This is a genomic window from Synergistes jonesii (genome assembly GCF_000712295.1).
GTDB lineage: Bacteria > Synergistota > Synergistia > Synergistales > Synergistaceae > Synergistes > Synergistes jonesii.
In genome coordinates, this window is record NZ_JMKI01000030.1 from 1 (window position 1) to 14,963 (window position 14,963).

The window sequence follows — 14,963 nt, forward strand, 5'->3', positions numbered from 1 at the left end:
TCGGCCTTGGGATATACGGCGCTTATCGCATCTGCAAAGCTGTCAGGCGTCGACGGAGATAATGAAAATATCTTCGGTACCGCGATACGGATCTCGTTAAGGACACCGACCCAGTACTTGGCGCTCTCATTTCCGCCGACCCACAGGCCAAGGACTTCACGATGCCCGTCCAGTCTTGTCCCAATAGCAACATAAACGGCTTTCTTGACGGTTCGGCCGTCCTGCCTCACATTGAAATGCACGGCGTCCATAAAGACGACTGCATACTTTTTGGCCAGCGGCCGGTTCTGCCATTCTTTGGCAATCGGCAGAATTCGATCCGTCATTCGCGAAATCATTTCAGCAGAGGCATCCACACCGTAGATAGACTGCAGGTGAGCCGAGATATCCCGGGTCGTCATGCCTTTTGCATACATGGACAGGACCTGATCCTCTATATTTGAGATATCGGTCTGGTTCTTTTTGACTGACTGCGGTTCGAAGTCACCCTTGCGGTCTCTGGGGACGTCGATCGGGATATCTCCGGCCGAAGAGGTGACTGTTTTAGGGCTGTAGCCGTTGCGGCTGTCATCTGTATGCTTGTTCTTGTAGTCATATTTGCTGTAACCGAGATGGTCATCCATCTCGGCTTCCAGCATCTGCTGGATCGTATCTCCGAGAAGATCCCTCAGCATAGCCTGTACGTCCTGGGCGTCTTCCGGTTTGTAGTGGGAAAGGAGACTCTGAATAAGCGCTTTTCTTTCCGGTGTCAGTTTTCTCTGTCTTGCCATAAAAATATCCTCCTGGATTGAATTTATCTTAACACCAATCCAGGAGGCTTGCTTTCTTCTCTATGGAGTTTACACAGAATTTGTTATACTCTCGCCGCCAAGCGAAATCCAGGCTTGGCGGCAGCCTTCTTTTAGGTGGCGCGCCTAATAGTTTGAAGAAAAAGCTTTGTCACAGTAATTGTGTATGTCTTTACCGTTTTACAATTTCACCGTTTGCTATAACCATGCGCAGATCAAGAAGGACGTCAAGATTCTCGCATGGATTTTCTGATGTCATTATTAGGTCGGCATAAGCCCCCGGTTTTACAGCGCCAAGTTTTCCGCTGCGACGCAGTATGCGCGCCGCATTGCCCGTAGCTGCCCGCAACGCCTCTTCATTCGTCAAGCCGCCATCGTGCAGCGCCTTTATTTCTTCAAACATGCACGGGTGGGGCGCGTTCGGTGAACCGGCGTCGGATCCCGCACCAATAAGCACTCCCGCTTTTTTCGCATATCCCAGAGATCTATGGTGAGCCTCAATTACAGCCTGTGATTTTTTGCGGGCATATTCCGGGATATTATCGCTGTCTGCCAAATGGCTGTATATGAAGAAGGTGGGAACTAAAGCTGTGCCCTGCTTTGCCATTAGTTCCGCCATATCCCGCTGGATATAGTGCCCATGTTCTATGCAGTCAATACCTGCTTTCAGGCACGAGCGTATTCCCTTTTCTCCGAGCGCGTGGGCCGTCACCGGTATTCCGCGGCGATGGGCTTCGTCTATTATCATATCAAGCTCTTCCTGACGAAGTTCTGTATCGTCGACGCCCTCGCCCTCAGCTCTTCCGTAAACTCCGCCGGTCGCCGAGATCTTGATCACGGAAGCGCCCTTTGCAACCTGTTTACGGACGCCCTTCAGCGCTTCCCAGGGCCCGTCAACCGGCATACCGTTGAATGGATCATGCCCCCCGGTCATTATCAGGGACATGCCGCTCCCGAAAATGCGTGGCCCTCTTATCTGCCCGCGGGCTATCGCTTTTGACACATGAAGGGAATCGTCATTTGGCGAACCCAAGTCGCGTACGCTGGTTACGCCGTTTGACAAATACTTTAATGTATTACCTACGGTCTCCATCAAGTTTTCTTCGGGCGATGAATGCATGATATCCGTCGCCGGATCGGTTTTGCCGTTCCAGGTGAGGTGGACGTGCAGGTCTATTAAACCGGGCATCAGCCAATTTTTGTTTCCGCTTATTACATCTCCGCAGCCTGATGTGCGCTCTTCTGTGCGAGGCTCCACAGATTTAATGAGTTCCCCGTCAGTGACTACGTCGTAAAGTCCTTCAAGCTGCTTTTCCCCGTCAAAAATATGAACATTGCTAATCAGCATCGATCATTATCCCCTCTTATTCACTTGATGATATTATACGGTCTGCCGCGAAGTTGGGCAAAGCACAGCAGGGCGTGATTAACCGCCTTATTTAGAGATTCTTATAAATCACGCCCTCTTTCATGACGAAGCTGCATTCTGAAAGGGCGTCAAAATCGCTCAGTACGTCGCGACGCCATCCCGCAATATCCGCAAGCTTGCCCGGGACAAGTTCGCCAATGTCGCTGCGGCCTACTATCTTGGCATTTGCACTCGTAGCTGCGACAAGTGTGCGCAGCGCAGGAACCCTGCATTTCGCCTGTCTGCGGACAAGTATATTGAAATCGTCGAACGCAGCTCGTCGGCGCCGACGATTCGGCTATATACATAATTTTTGCCGCTTGTTGTGAAAATATATTTCTCGTACCGATTCTATTCAATATGATATGCTAAAAGGGTCATGTAATAAAATTTTATGGTTTTTGATATAATTGAATTCACTTCTGCTAAGATATTTCAGAGGAGGGATTTTCTGTGTATATCCGCAGCACTAAAAGAAAGCAGCAGGCATTGGAAACAAAGAGCCGCGTTTTTGACACGGCACACAGAATGTTTCGTGATAGAGGCTTCTATAACGTTACCGTTGAAGAAATAGCGCAGGAAGCGGGGATATCTGTCGGAACTATTTATCATCTGTTCAAAAATAAATATGACCTGCTCTTTGCATGGCACTTCAAGCTTGACGAGAAGTACAAGGAATATTACGAAGAATTAAAGAAAGATCCGAAATATCAAGAAGCGGGAACGCTGGAGCTGCTGAGAGAGTGGTTTCTTGCCGTTCATGAGATTTGCGCAGATTTCGGCATGGAATATATAAGCGTCATATATGCCTACATGCTTTCTGATAAAGACTTTGCCCGAACAATGACCGACAGCGAACGCACTTATTTTAAGATAATCTTGGAACTCGTAGAAAAAGGACAGAGCGAGGGTTCTATAACAAAACGTATGGCAGCCGAACAGATCGCTTCCGACCTCACAGTCTTGAGCCGCGGGCTTTTCTCCGCGTGGGCTATAAACAACTCAAAGCTCTCAATGCGCGAGTTCTGTAAATCGCCGCTTGATATTTTTATACGCGGCGTAAGCACGGCATACGAAAATAAAAAACTTAATTGAATCCGACAAAAAGGGCCGCTGCCAAGCCCGAATTTTGCTTGGCGCAGCGGCCCTTTTTGCTTAGTTTTGCTCCGCTTATAAGTCGATATAGCTCTCAGCTTTATACCGCACGCCCTCTTTCATTACGAACGAGCAATCACGAAGCGCATTTTCGTCCTTAAGCAAATCTCTCTTCCAACCGGCGATGTCCGCATATTTGCCGGGTTCAATGGTACCGGCGATCTTTTCGATGCCGCAGATCTCCGCGTTGTTTTTCGTAGCCGCCTGCAATGCGCGGAAGGGATCTGCCCCGCTTCTCAGCCATGAGCTGTATTCCCAGCCATGTTCAAAATTGTCGTGTACCGTGACAAAGTCCGTGCCATATCCAAGCTTGATATTACTTTCAAGGATCACTTCGCGCCCCTTGCGTAAACGGTCCTGATAGACATGGAGTTTGTGGCGGAAAGCAGGCGATTTCATTGCCATGCTCTCTTCATCTCCTTCGATGGCGTCCTGATACGGGCAGAACGTCGGGACGAGATATGTTCCCGTGTCTTCAAACATCTTTGCCGTCTCTTTATCCATCAACGAACCGTGCTCCATGCCCTGAATGCCGTAGCCGATAAGCTTCTGCATCAGGCGCGGTCCGTAGACGTGCGCCGTCACTCCTATTTTCAGTTCTCTTGCCGTGTCAAAGACCGCTTCAAATTCGCAGTCGCTCATCTGAATATCGTCGGGATCGTCGTTCGGAGTTGCGAATCCGCCCGTTGCCATTATTTTGATGAAATCTGCGCCAAGTTTTTTGTCTCGGCGTACTGCCGCACGGAAAAAGTCCGGCCCGTTGCCTGTTCCCGAATATGTACTTTCAAGGAAATCTGCGATTGCGGGGTTGTTTCTCGCAACCTGCGACATATCTCCGTGGCTTCCGGAGCTCGCGATAAGATGCGGAGCGACGACCATTCTTGCACCGGGCAGGTATCCTTCATTGATCGCACGTTTTACGTCGAGCTCGTATGATTCGCGGAACCAGCCTATCGAGCGTATTGTCGTAAATCCGCCGTAAAGCGATTTTTCCGCCGTATGATATGTGGCAAGAGCTCTATAGCCATTAGAATTATAGATCGTGTCAAGGTAAACGTCGCGCCAGTGGAAGAACTGCGGATGCACGTGGGCGTCGATGAGCCCAGGCGTCACCGTGCGGTCCGAAAGGTCGATGATTTCCGTGCCTTCCGGCATCGGCAGGTTGCGTCCGACTTCTTTGATGTATTTTCCGCAGATAAGTATCTCAGTGTTTTCCTGAAAAGCGGGCTTTAAGCCGTCGTACATTTTTCCGCATTTGATTTTAACGAAATTTTCCATCCCTTTACCCTCCTTGTATATTGATGTCAGAGACGATTTTGTCCGTTACCGTAACTTGTTTCGTATGCTTATGCGTCTGCTGCTGTCAAAGCGTTAAACTGTGTTGATCAAACTGTGCCTCGAATAGCTATGATTTTTTTGGTTGCGTGCATAGAGAAACGAGCACCAAGACGATAAACGACGCCGGAAGCGCGACGTAGATCGTCTGGAGGCCTGTTGCTTTATAGAGCGTAGCTTCCCATGCGATCGTAAGGGCCGTGCCTACAAACATTGAAGCGACGCCTCCGGGCTTTGTGCAATTGCTCCAAAGCAGTGCCCCGACGACGGCTGGCGTCATGCCTGCTGCGTAGATCGTGTATGACCAATACTGGATCGCAAGAACCGACGGGAAGAATTGTAGGATAACGTATGCAAGGACACCTGCGATGAGGATGAACCAGCGCGATGCGCGCATTTCGTCGGCGGGCGTCGCTTTTGGATTGATGTGCGTTCTGTAAATATCGATCGTGAAGTTTGACGCTCCCGAGAGAAGGTAAGAGTCGCCTGTTGTGATTGTGAACGCGGCCGCCGCGGAAAGTACGATGCCGCCTATGATTGTCGGCATTAGTGTCGCCGTTGAAATGAGAGCCTGTCCCGCCCTGATATTTCCGCCAAACCACTGTTTTGCGCAAAACGCATAGACCGCAACGACCGGCATGATTATGCAGCATCCCGCCATACTGCCGAGAAGCCCGGCGCGCGCCGTTTTAAGGTCTTTTGCTGCGTTGATACGCTGATAGTAGTTCTGGTCGCCGATTGTGAGGAAGAACAGCGGCAGATAGCCGCCGGCCCAACCAATCAATGTCTGCCCGCCGAAGAATGTCAGTGATTTAGGATCGTTTACAGCGGCATTTTCAATTACCCAGCCCCAGCCGCCTATCGCGTTGAGAAGGAACGGAATGCCTATAACAAGGCCGCCGACCATCAGGAATGCAGACAGTGCGTCCGTTGCGGCGACTGTTCTCAGACCGCCTGAGAATGCAAGGGCGACGACGACCGCGCAGCATATCGCCGTGCAAGTCTCGACTGAGATACCGGTAGTAGCGTTGAGGATGAATCCGAGCCCGCGATACTGGTATGAAACGATCGAAACCATTGCGAGCGCAATGATGATGCCGGCAAAGAAACGTGCATTTGAGCCGAACCTGTCTTCGATCATCTCAGCGACTGTGGTATGACCGCCGGCGCGAATCTTCGGCGCCGCAAAGTAAAGGAACGAGAAGGAAAGAATGGGGGGGACTACAAAGAAAATCCCCGACCACAAACCATAATTGAACGCAAGGCTGTTGCCGCCCCCGGAGATCGTGCCGTTCCCTGTGAATGTTGCAAGCATCGTTCCTACTGCGACAATTTTACCAAGCGAGCGTCCGGCAAGAAAGAAATCCGCCCCACTCTCGTTTGCGGCAACGCTTTTCTGTTTGTTATAGAAATGAAGGCCTACCAAAAGAAGAATTGCGAGGTACGCGACAACGATAGCCAACATTGCCGGTTGATGTACTAGTGTATGCATATAGAATCCACTCTCCCATATTTTTTATGAACTATGAAACTGACAGCAGCAGACGACTTTATATTTTTGTTACTTTACCAACTCGCCAAGCTTATAAACGGCGCAGAGATCTTCAATGTATGCCTTTGCGCCTTTTTCAAGCGGATTTGCTGCAAGTATGACAAAATCCGCAACCTTTGCCACTTCAATCGAGCCGAGCGTTTTATCCACTCCGAGAATTCGTGCAGACTCATAGGTTGAACATCGAAGAACTTCCGCCTTCGGCATCCCATAGTCTTCCATTACGCACATTTCCATGAGCCCTGACGGATGGGGGCCAAAATTCGCCGACCCGGCGTCGCTCCCCATCATGATCTGCGTCCCGATTTCCATCGCCTTTTTGAATATCGCGCGCTGTTTTTTCGTTACGCCTTCTGATTTGTCGACAATTATGTCCGCAACGACGCCGCGGCTTTCCGAAAGAACTTTATATACCGCAACCGTTGGGACCCATGTCTGGCCGTGGGCTTTCATGTGGAGGAGGAGTTCTTCATCAAGTTCTGCGCCGTGCTCGATCGTGTCGATGCCGGCATAGACGCATTTACTGATCGCATCGTAGGAAAGGGCGTGGGCTGCGACTTTAATGTTAAGACGATGCGCTTCACATGCAATTGCCTCCAGCTCTTCCACAGAGTACATACAGGGGCCGAGATCTTCAAGTCCTGCGGCTCCGCCGCTCGCCATTATCTTGATCCAATGCGGCGGCGCGATCCTGTGAGCAATAAACGCGCCTTTAAGCTGTTTTATTTTTTTGATCAATTCACCTTTTGTGTCGCAAATCGTGCCTATCATCGGGCAATGGCCGTATGAGCCCTGGATCGCGCCTCCGCAGGGGATCACGCGGCTCCCCTGAATGTAACCGCGGTTGATGGACGCGGCAAGCGGAATTGCCGTATCGTTGCATGAGCCTACGTCACGAACCAACGTAACGCCTGCTTTGAGTGACTTATTCGCGTTGGAGCAGCCCTTTGCAAAGCAGACGAAGTCTCCGTCGGCGAGCGTATCCGTCATAGGGTCCGGCGATGTCCCATCCCACACGAGGTGAACGTGCGCATCGATTATTCCGGGAGAGACAAATTTTCCCTCGCAGTCGATGACAGGTTCATCGGCACCAATAGGCGACGATGTCTCCGCGAACCTGCCATCGACGATATAAAGCAGTTTGTTTTCTTCAACCGTACAGGTTTTGACATTGATGACATTTGCGTTTTTTAAAAAGAAGCCTGTCATAATATCAACTCCTTTGCTATTTTGAATAAATTCACCGAATGTATTTTATAAATCATTATATAGTCAAAAATTTCCTTGTCAATATTAAACATCTTTGTGAAAAGTTTAATTAATTGTAATATTATTTATTAAGATATTGTATAAAGTAAAATATCTGCGTAATTTTATTTGTAGAATCAGGTATGGGTATTCCGACCGCAATTTTTATGTTTCAAGACATGATATAATTTTATTAACTGTTACGGAGGACTCTAAACTATGAAGAAAGCCGGCTTATACAGTGAGATTCAAAAGCTAAAAAAATTGGGCTTCAAGAAGAATTCTGTAGCAAATCAGCTGAAGATTAACTGGCGAACTGTTGACCGATATTGGGAAATACCGGTTGAAAGATTAGAAAACCCACCCTCATATACTCGGCGTAACAGGAAATTAGATGAGCATAGAGATGCTGTTTTAAATATGCTGAGAGATTACCCAGCTATTTCTGCCGCACAGGTCTGTAATTGGTTAAAAGATAGTTGCGGCAAAGGTTACAGTCTTCGAACCGTTTCCCGTTTTATAAAAGAATTGCGCGAAGCACATAATATCACCAAAAAAAGCGCTCCGCAGCCTAATGATCCACACCAAACTAAAAATGCAGAGGCAGGCTATTTAGAAGAAAATTTATCCGCGAAACCAAGTAAACGAATGGCTAAATCGGAACTTACAAAGCAGCTTCTATTTGACGCTGCGACAAGGTTGTTTCAAAAAAAGGTTTTCATGCTACAAGTGTGGAAGATATTGCCGCCGCAGCGGGCACTTCTGTCGGTGCTTTTTATTATCATTTCAAATGCAAAGAAGACCTTATATATATTTGGGCAAATAAACTTGATGAGGAGTATTATTGGTATTATCAAGAAAAGATCAATGATCCGAGTCCAGGAAATGCAATGGATCTGTTGCGCGGCCTCTGCGAACTGTCTCTTGATGTATACTGCAACTGGGGAAGTGAATTTGCATCCGTTACATATTCTTATATGATGCGTGCGCCGGAGGTTTGTGATCGTATGACAAACGGAAACCGCCTCTATTATCTTGTCTTATCGGATATAGTTAAAAAGGGGCAGGAAGAAGGCAGCATTCGCCGCGATATTCCTATCGAGCGGATAATCAGGACGGTGACAATGGCGGTACGAGGCGCAATAATAGATTGGTGTATACATGGAGGAACGGAATCGATAAAAAAACGCAGCTCTGCATTTTTCAAAATTTATTTGGACGGGGTCCGCCCGCAGAAAAATACAAATTAGATTAGAGCAAAATTTTTCATTATACGCCGTTTACGCCATGCGAAGAGGAAATTTGAATCGCCCTTTATGGATTTATATCCGCCGAACATCGCGCGCGGAATGCGGCGATGAGCTATAATGTCGTCAGTCCGCTTTAAGGGGCTGAAACGAGTGAAAAAAGACAAAAGGGAGATCACGAGCTCGCTGACCCATCTCGCGGGAGCTCTCGCCGCGCTGACCGGAACGATAAAGCTCGCCTGCGGCGCCTTTGGCCGCGGCGGTACGGCGGCTTTCGCGTCTGTGCTGATATTCGGGATAAGCATGGTGCTGCTCTACTCCACGAGCTCGATATATCACTGCTGCTGTGCTGTGGGAGCGCGGGCCGCGCGTTTCATGCAAAGGCTCGACCATATAGCGATATTCCTCCTTATCGCCGGTACCTACACGCCTATATGCGTCGTCGCCCTCGGCTATCCGCTCGGCTACGTGATGCTTTCGCTCGTCTGGGGCGTCGCCGCGGCGGGGCTCATAATGAAGATTTTCTGGATGCGCGCCCCGCTCTGGCTCTCCTGCGCGCTTTACGTCGCGATGGGATGGATAGCCGCGTTTTTCGTCGTGCCGATAGCGCGCGCCCTGACGGCGTCGGAGATGGCGTGGCTCATAGCCGGCGGCTTGCTTTACACGACCGGCGCGTTCATATTCGGGTTCGAACGTCCGCGGCTGAGAATTTCCTGGTTCGGCTCCCACGAGCTCTTCCACCTATTCGTGATCGGCGGTTCGCTCTGCCACTATATAACGGTCGCGAAGTGCTTCGCCTAAAGCGCCGCCGCGGCGCGCGACGCATAATATATCCGTAGGCGCAGAGGCCGTTGTTTTCATATCGGCTTATAGGACGATAGAAATTCGTATATAATTATAAAAAATCATGAACTATGCAAAAGCGCGGCTGGAGGTGACAAGGTTGTTCCTGAGTGAGGGCGAAATAATTAAGAGGCTGCTGCTTGCGGCGTTCTTTGGAATTCTCTTCGGCTTAGAGCGAAGGCGCAGGCATAAGCCCGTCGGCGCGCGCACGCACGTGCTTATCGCGGTCGCGGCCGCGACGATTTCGATGATATCCTCCTACGGCTTCAACGAAGCGTCTACGCTGGCTGTGCAGACGCTCAACTTCAGGAGCGATCCGGCTAGGCTCATGGTCGGCATGCTGACCGGCATAGGCTTCATAGGCGCCGGCATTATATACAAGGGGCCGCAAGGCGACATAAAGGGGATAACGACCGCCGCCGAAGTCTATCTTATGACGGTGCTCGGCATAGGCGCGGGGCTCGGCCTCCTGCGCCTCACAATAATATCCGGCTTAATCGGCTATGCCGCGCTGGCCTGCTCCCAAGAGACGTTCCGCGAGATCCGCGCGAGGATGCGCTGGGAGAGGATGCGGAAGCGCAGACGAAAGTAACCGGTCTCGCAGAAAAAAGCGGGGCAAAAAAACAATCTAAACGGGAGGCAGAAAGATGAAGATAGCGGCGTTCAAAGTTGAAGAGTGGATGAATCAAAACGAGACGAAAGCGAAATATAACATCGCCGAGACCTGCGTCGACTCGGTGACGCTCGACGAGCTCTTCCGCCTGGCCGGGCGCGACAGGAGGGCGTTTTTCGACGATTTCTCCCAGCGCCGCCTGACATACGGCGAGATATTCGGCGCCGCGGCTCTGAAGGGGGAGATAGCGAAGCTTTACGCTTCCATATCGCCGGACGACGTCGTCACGACACACGGCGCTTCGGGGGCGAACCACCTCGCGCTGTATTCCCTCGTCGAGCCGGGCGACGCGGTAATCTCAGTTATGCCGACCTATCAGCAGCTGTATTCGATTCCCGAGTCCTACGGCGCGCAGCTGCGCGTGCTGAAGCTGAAGAGGGAGGAAAATTTCCAGCCGGATCTCGAACGCCTGCGCTCGCTCGTCAATAAGAGGACGAAGCTCATATGCATCAACAATCCGAACAACCCGACCGGCGCGCTGATGCCCGAAGAGACGCTGCGCGCGATAGTCGAGATCGCCCGTTCGGCGGACGCCTACGTCCTGTGCGACGAAGTCTACAGATTCCTTACTCAGGAGGAGCTCTATCAGCCTTCGATAGCGGACCTTTACGAAAAGGGGATCTCGATCGGCAGCGTGTCGAAGGTCTTCTCGCTCGCGGGGCTGCGCCTCGGCTGGATAGCGACGAGAAGCGCCGAAGCGATGCACGAAGTTCTGCTGCACCGCGACTACGACACGATAAGCTGCGGCGTGATAGATGAAGCGCTCGCCACGGTCGCGCTGCAGGCGAAGGAGGCTTTATTAGCGCGCAATAAGAGGATCGTGCGCGAAAATCTCGCGCTGCTCGACGAATGGGTCGCCAAGGAGCGGCGCTTCTCCTATGTGAAGCCTCAATGCGGCACGACGGCTCTGCTCTACTGCGAAGCCGACATTCCCTCCGAGGAATTCTGCTCGCGCCTCCTCGCCGAGACGGGCGCCTTCCTGACGCCCGGCTCGTGCTTCGACGAGGAGCACTGCTTCCGCATCGGCTACGCCTGCAATAAAGCGGAACTCGAAGCGGGGCTCGCCAAGCTCAGCGAATTCACTAAAAAGCTTTAGACGCGCCTCCGCGCCGGGATCGAAGCACGTCGGAATGGAAGCAAGAAAACTCTGTATAATCGGAAACGCGCGCACCCAGCAGAAGAACCCGATAACGGCGCGCTTCTCGCACTTTTTTATCGTATTCATCGTCGAGGCCGAGAGCGGCAGGATATTGGACCTCGACGTCACGGTGATGCTTAAGGCGACGGGAGATTTTATAAAGGAGCTCTTCATCGGGCGCTCGCTCGCCGACGTAGACAAAGAGCTTATAGAAGCGATACGCACGACTTATCTCGCGTCGTCGCAGAAAGCGCTTCAGATGGCCTACATGGAGGCCGTCAAAAAGTACCGGACGTGGCGCAGCGAACACGGCGTGGGAAAGTTCGAATGAAAACCGTCCGTGCAAACGCGCCCTTGAACGTTGCGTCGCCGTCTGGGCTGTCTCCGCAGCTTCAAGGCCTATGGTGAAGCCCGGCCGTCGGCCTCGCCGACAGGCAGCGCCCTTTATTTGCGACGCTGGCCTATCAAGGCTTACTCTCAAGGGCCTTTGCGTTTATCTTCCTGCCCGAATCTAAGAGCTTTTGATTTCGTTATCGGACTTTTTCAGCGGCGGCTGCAGCAGCTTATAAAGCTCCGGCCTGCGCATAGCGAACGCCTTTATAAAATTTCGCGCGTCCGTCGCCTCATCCGGCTCGATATCTACGAAAGCGCCCTCCTCGCCGGCGCTTCCCTCGTAAAGCGCGCGCCCCCACGGGTCTATCACCGCGGAATGTCCTCCGAAGGCCTCGGAGTTCGTCACGCCGACCCTGTTGCAGGCCGCGACGAACATCATATTCTCGATCGCACGCGCGCGAAGAAGCGTCTTCCAGTGATCGATTCGCGATGACGGCCACTCTGCTGAAATAATGCAGAGCTGCGCTCCGGCGAGTGCGCCCATGCGCAGCCACTCGCAGAATCGCAAGTCATAGCAGATCGCGAGGCTGATCTTTACGCCGCCGAACTCGAACACGCAGAGCTCGCTCCCCGCGCTCAGATACCTATCTTCATCCATCATCGGCACAAGGTGCGCCTTGTCGTAATGCGCGACAAGACGCCCGTCTGGCGAAACGACGAGGGCGCGGTTCACCGCGCCGCGCTCCGTAAGGGCGAGCACCGAGCCGCCGGCGAAGCAGACATTATACTTTTGCGCGAGTCCGCCGAGAAACTCCGCCGCCTCGCGCGCCTCCATGTCGCCGTACTTCTCCGCCCTGCTTATCACGTAGCCTACGTCGAAAATCTCCGGCAGCACTACGATGGTCTCCAACTCCGACGGCCTGTGATGCCTTTTCATCCACCCCGACACCGCGCGGAAATTCGCCGCGCGATCCCCCAGCTTCACATCGATCTGCGCTATACCTATACGAAGCATAAAATCACACCTCTATCAGAATTCAACATCCGCTCGGACAATGCAGCCGAAGCAAGAGCTGTTCTTCGCTCCGAGCCCGCACTCCAGCGCGACGGAAAGCAGGCCGTTCGGCCCGGTTACTTTGAAAGTACCGCTCCAGCCCTTTATCGGAAAAGTTTTTCCCCTGTCGTACATCGATACCTGTTCCCGCACCTCGCCTAACGGAGTAATTTCCACCCTGCCCTCGGGTATCTCGGCACCTGGATAGAGCGCGCGGAATTTTTTTATCAGATTGTTATGAACAGATTCCGAGAATTCTTTTTGATAAGGCGTCAGGTATACAGTATATTTCCTTCCGTCTTCCCTCTGCGACGCAATGTAGCATGTAATAGGGGAAAGGGTTTTTACCGTCATTTCCTCCCCATCTGCCGACATTTCCGCCGCTTTTATCTCTTCACAATAAACAAGGTTATTTCCTATCCTGATTTCTCTGCTTGCAAGCGCTCCGCAGGCGACGCCGTCGAGGGTCTCTGCGACCGGAGTGGAGACGACGATGCTGATAGGCAGAGCAAATTCTATTGAATCGGCTCCGATTTTAGGCGCCGTTTTAGAGCTGGGCCAGCCTATCGCAAAGAGCTTAAGCGGATGCCCGTCCACCACATACCCCTGATCGTGGAGGAAATCCCCCCATTCGGCGGGAAGCAGGCGGTAGACCATCGACTGGAAAAGATGCAGATTGGCGCGCGGCAGCTTTAAAACATTTGCCTCGTTGGAATTTATAGACAGCAAAATATGCAAGACGATCCCTCCGTCCCCACGCCGAAAATTCCCATCTGATTTCAGAGTAACATGATAACGGGGTTTTGGGAATATTTAGGTATAAATTTTCAAAAAGTACAATTGTAAAAATATATCATTTTTGTTATAGTAATATTGTAATATGTTCTCGTGAAATTTGATTCTGCTTTACTACAAGTATTTGGTTTTTGCTTTTAAAAGTAATAAATTGTCAGCATAACAGGGGTGAGAATTTTGGGATTCTTAGACGCGGTCAAAGATATTGGCAGAAGAGAAGCCGAGAAATACCAAGACGAATTTTCGGACATCGACAGCTTCGTCGAGATGCCTGCCGATAAGCTGACTCAAGAAATTCGCGTGTGGCTAAAAGTTGAGGACGTTCAGGCTGAAACGCTCAAGGTTCTTGGAATTTCTAAGATCGACATAGCGGAGTTCGGCAGCGGAAATGACGATGAAAGGATAAAACCTACCCTCCGGTAATTTTATGAGAGTATAACAAATTCTGTGTAAACTCCATAGAGAAGAAAGCAAGCCTCCTGGATTGGTGTTAAGATAAATTCAATCCAGGAGGATATTTTTATGGCAAGACAGAGAAAACTGACACCGGAAAGAAAAGCGCTTATTCAGAGTCTCCTTTCCCACTACAAACCGGAAGACGCCCAGGACGTACAGGCTATGCTGAGGGATCTTCTCGGAGATACGATCCAGCAGATGCTGGAAGCCGAGATGGATGACCATCTCGGTTACAGCAAATATGACTACAAGAACAAGCATACAGATGACAGCCGCAACGGCTACAGCCCTAAAACAGTCACCTCTTCGGCCGGAGATATCCCGATCGACGTCCCCAGAGACCGCAAGGGTGACTTCGAACCGCAGTCAGTCAAAAAGAACCAGACCGATATCTCAAATATAGAGGATCAGGTCCTGTCCATGTATGCAAAAGGCATGACGACCCGGGATATCTCGGCTCACCTGCAGTCTATCTACGGTGTGGATGCCTCTGCTGAAATGATTTCGCGAATGACGGATCGAATTCTGCCGATTGCCAAAGAATGGCAGAACCGGCCGCTGGCCAAAAAGTATGCAGTCGTCTTTATGGACGCCGTGCATTTCAATGTGAGGCAGGACGGCCGAACCGTCAAGAAAGCCGTTTATGTTGCTATTGGGACAAGACTGGACGGGCATCGTGAAGTCCTTGGCCTGTGGGTCGGCGGAAATGAGAGCGCCAAGTACTGGGTCGGTGTCCTTAACGAGATCCGTAATCGCGGCACCGAAGATATTTTCATTATCTCCGTCGACGGCCTGACAGGCTTTGCAGATGCGATAAGCGCCGTATATCCCAAGGCCGAAGTCCAGCGCTGCATCGTCCATCAGATCCGTTACACGACAAAATTCGTCTCTTACAAGGACATTAAGGCTTTTATGAATGATTGAAGGGTGTCTATCAG

16 protein-coding genes are annotated in these 14,963 nt (G+C 51.1%); 8 read left to right on the plus strand and 8 right to left on the minus strand.

What is annotated here, in order from left to right:
• The 3 genes from EH55_RS06270 to EH55_RS14870 form a co-directional block, all read right to left on the minus strand.
• Positions 1-770: IS256 family transposase (locus EH55_RS06270; RefSeq protein WP_037975847.1), on the minus strand; the 770-nt coding region annotated here is incomplete at its 3' end.
• 190 nt (positions 771-960) lie between these two features.
• The gene (locus tag EH55_RS06275; protein ID WP_037975849.1) at positions 961-2,136 is read right to left on the minus strand and encodes a metal-dependent hydrolase family protein; all 1,176 of its coding nucleotides are present in this window, start codon (positions 2,134-2,136) and stop codon (positions 961-963) included.
• Positions 2,137-2,227: 91 nt separating this feature from the next.
• The gene (locus EH55_RS14870) at positions 2,228-2,452 is read right to left on the minus strand and encodes an amidohydrolase family protein (RefSeq protein WP_141730509.1); all 225 of its coding nucleotides are present in this window, start codon (positions 2,450-2,452) and stop codon (positions 2,228-2,230) included.
• Between the two features lie 197 nt (positions 2,453-2,649).
• Here EH55_RS14870 and EH55_RS13455 point away from each other — a divergent pair, with 197 nt between their 5' ends.
• Positions 2,650-3,291: a TetR/AcrR family transcriptional regulator gene (locus EH55_RS13455; RefSeq protein WP_051682703.1), complete on the plus strand. Its 642-nt coding sequence runs from the start codon at positions 2,650-2,652 to the stop codon at positions 3,289-3,291.
• Between the two features lie 75 nt (positions 3,292-3,366).
• Here the strand turns inward: EH55_RS13455 and EH55_RS06285 are convergent, their stop codons facing one another.
• From EH55_RS06285 to EH55_RS06295, 3 genes are all read right to left on the minus strand, one after another.
• On the minus strand, positions 3,367-4,629 hold the full coding sequence (locus tag EH55_RS06285; protein WP_037975850.1) for an amidohydrolase family protein: 1,263 nt from the start codon (positions 4,627-4,629) through the stop codon (positions 3,367-3,369).
• Between the two features lie 127 nt (positions 4,630-4,756).
• The gene (locus EH55_RS06290) at positions 4,757-6,178 is read right to left on the minus strand and encodes a sodium:solute symporter family protein (RefSeq protein ID WP_037975854.1); all 1,422 of its coding nucleotides are present in this window, start codon (positions 6,176-6,178) and stop codon (positions 4,757-4,759) included.
• A 69-nt stretch (positions 6,179-6,247) separates the two neighbouring features.
• Entirely contained in the window at positions 6,248-7,447 is a 1,200-nt protein-coding gene (locus tag EH55_RS06295) for a metal-dependent hydrolase family protein (protein WP_037975856.1), read from the minus strand.
• 770 nt (positions 7,448-8,217) lie between these two features.
• On the opposite strand from EH55_RS06295, the gene EH55_RS14875 reads away from it, so the two are divergent.
• The 5 genes from EH55_RS14875 to EH55_RS06325 all read left to right on the plus strand — a co-directional run bounded on the left by EH55_RS14875 (position 8,218) and on the right by EH55_RS06325 (position 11,718).
• Positions 8,218-8,736, plus strand: coding sequence for a TetR/AcrR family transcriptional regulator (locus EH55_RS14875; protein WP_081839468.1), 519 nt, complete (start codon positions 8,218-8,220; stop codon positions 8,734-8,736).
• 150 nt (positions 8,737-8,886) lie between these two features.
• On the plus strand, positions 8,887-9,534 hold the full coding sequence (gene trhA / locus EH55_RS06310; RefSeq protein ID WP_037975862.1) for a PAQR family membrane homeostasis protein TrhA: 648 nt from the start codon (positions 8,887-8,889) through the stop codon (positions 9,532-9,534).
• Positions 9,535-9,676: 142 nt separating this feature from the next.
• Positions 9,677-10,168, plus strand: coding sequence for an MgtC/SapB family protein (locus tag EH55_RS06315; RefSeq protein ID WP_051682704.1), 492 nt, complete (start codon positions 9,677-9,679; stop codon positions 10,166-10,168).
• 55 nt (positions 10,169-10,223) lie between these two features.
• A complete protein-coding gene (locus EH55_RS06320; protein ID WP_037975863.1) occupies positions 10,224-11,345 on the plus strand; it encodes an aminotransferase in 1,122 nt (373 codons plus the stop codon).
• Between the two features lie 34 nt (positions 11,346-11,379).
• Positions 11,380-11,718 carry a DUF3870 domain-containing protein gene (locus EH55_RS06325; protein ID WP_037975867.1) on the plus strand — a complete coding sequence of 113 codons (339 nt, stop codon included), beginning with the start codon at positions 11,380-11,382 and terminating at the stop codon, positions 11,716-11,718.
• Between the two features lie 180 nt (positions 11,719-11,898).
• On the opposite strand, the gene EH55_RS06330 is transcribed toward EH55_RS06325, so the two are convergent.
• Complete coding sequence (locus EH55_RS06330) at positions 11,899-12,735, minus strand: carbon-nitrogen family hydrolase (RefSeq protein WP_037975870.1); 837 nt, start codon at positions 12,733-12,735, stop codon at positions 11,899-11,901.
• Between the two features lie 15 nt (positions 12,736-12,750).
• The gene (gene cas6, locus EH55_RS06335; protein WP_037975872.1) at positions 12,751-13,512 is read right to left on the minus strand and encodes a CRISPR-associated endoribonuclease Cas6; all 762 of its coding nucleotides are present in this window, start codon (positions 13,510-13,512) and stop codon (positions 12,751-12,753) included.
• A gap of 234 nt (positions 13,513-13,746) precedes the next feature.
• On the opposite strand from cas6, the gene EH55_RS06340 reads away from it, so the two are divergent.
• Positions 13,747-13,992, plus strand: a complete 246-nt coding sequence (locus EH55_RS06340; RefSeq protein WP_037975875.1) for a hypothetical protein — start codon at positions 13,747-13,749, stop codon at positions 13,990-13,992.
• A gap of 99 nt (positions 13,993-14,091) precedes the next feature.
• The gene (locus tag EH55_RS06345) at positions 14,092-14,949 is read left to right on the plus strand and encodes an IS256 family transposase (protein ID WP_037975880.1); all 858 of its coding nucleotides are present in this window, start codon (positions 14,092-14,094) and stop codon (positions 14,947-14,949) included.
• Positions 14,950-14,963: the final 14 nt, after the last annotated feature.

What these genes read in the sequence shown, in the direction of transcription:
- EH55_RS06295 (WP_037975856.1), bottom strand. Translation starts at nt 7,447, where the DNA reads ATGACAGGCTTCTTTTTAAAAAACGCAAATGTCATCAATGTCAAAACC.
- EH55_RS06325 (WP_037975867.1), top strand. Translation starts at nt 11,380, where the DNA reads ATGGAAGCAAGAAAACTCTGTATAATCGGAAACGCGCGCACCCAGCAG.
- EH55_RS06275 (WP_037975849.1), bottom strand. Translation starts at nt 2,136, where the DNA reads ATGCTGATTAGCAATGTTCATATTTTTGACGGGGAAAAGCAGCTTGAA.
- EH55_RS06320 (WP_037975863.1), top strand. Translation starts at nt 10,224, where the DNA reads ATGAAGATAGCGGCGTTCAAAGTTGAAGAGTGGATGAATCAAAACGAG.
- EH55_RS06345 (WP_037975880.1), top strand. Translation starts at nt 14,092, where the DNA reads ATGGCAAGACAGAGAAAACTGACACCGGAAAGAAAAGCGCTTATTCAG.
- EH55_RS06285 (WP_037975850.1), bottom strand. Translation starts at nt 4,629, where the DNA reads ATGGAAAATTTCGTTAAAATCAAATGCGGAAAAATGTACGACGGCTTA.
- EH55_RS06290 (WP_037975854.1), bottom strand. Translation starts at nt 6,178, where the DNA reads ATGCATACACTAGTACATCAACCGGCAATGTTGGCTATCGTTGTCGCG.
- EH55_RS06330 (WP_037975870.1), bottom strand. Translation starts at nt 12,735, where the DNA reads ATGCTTCGTATAGGTATAGCGCAGATCGATGTGAAGCTGGGGGATCGC.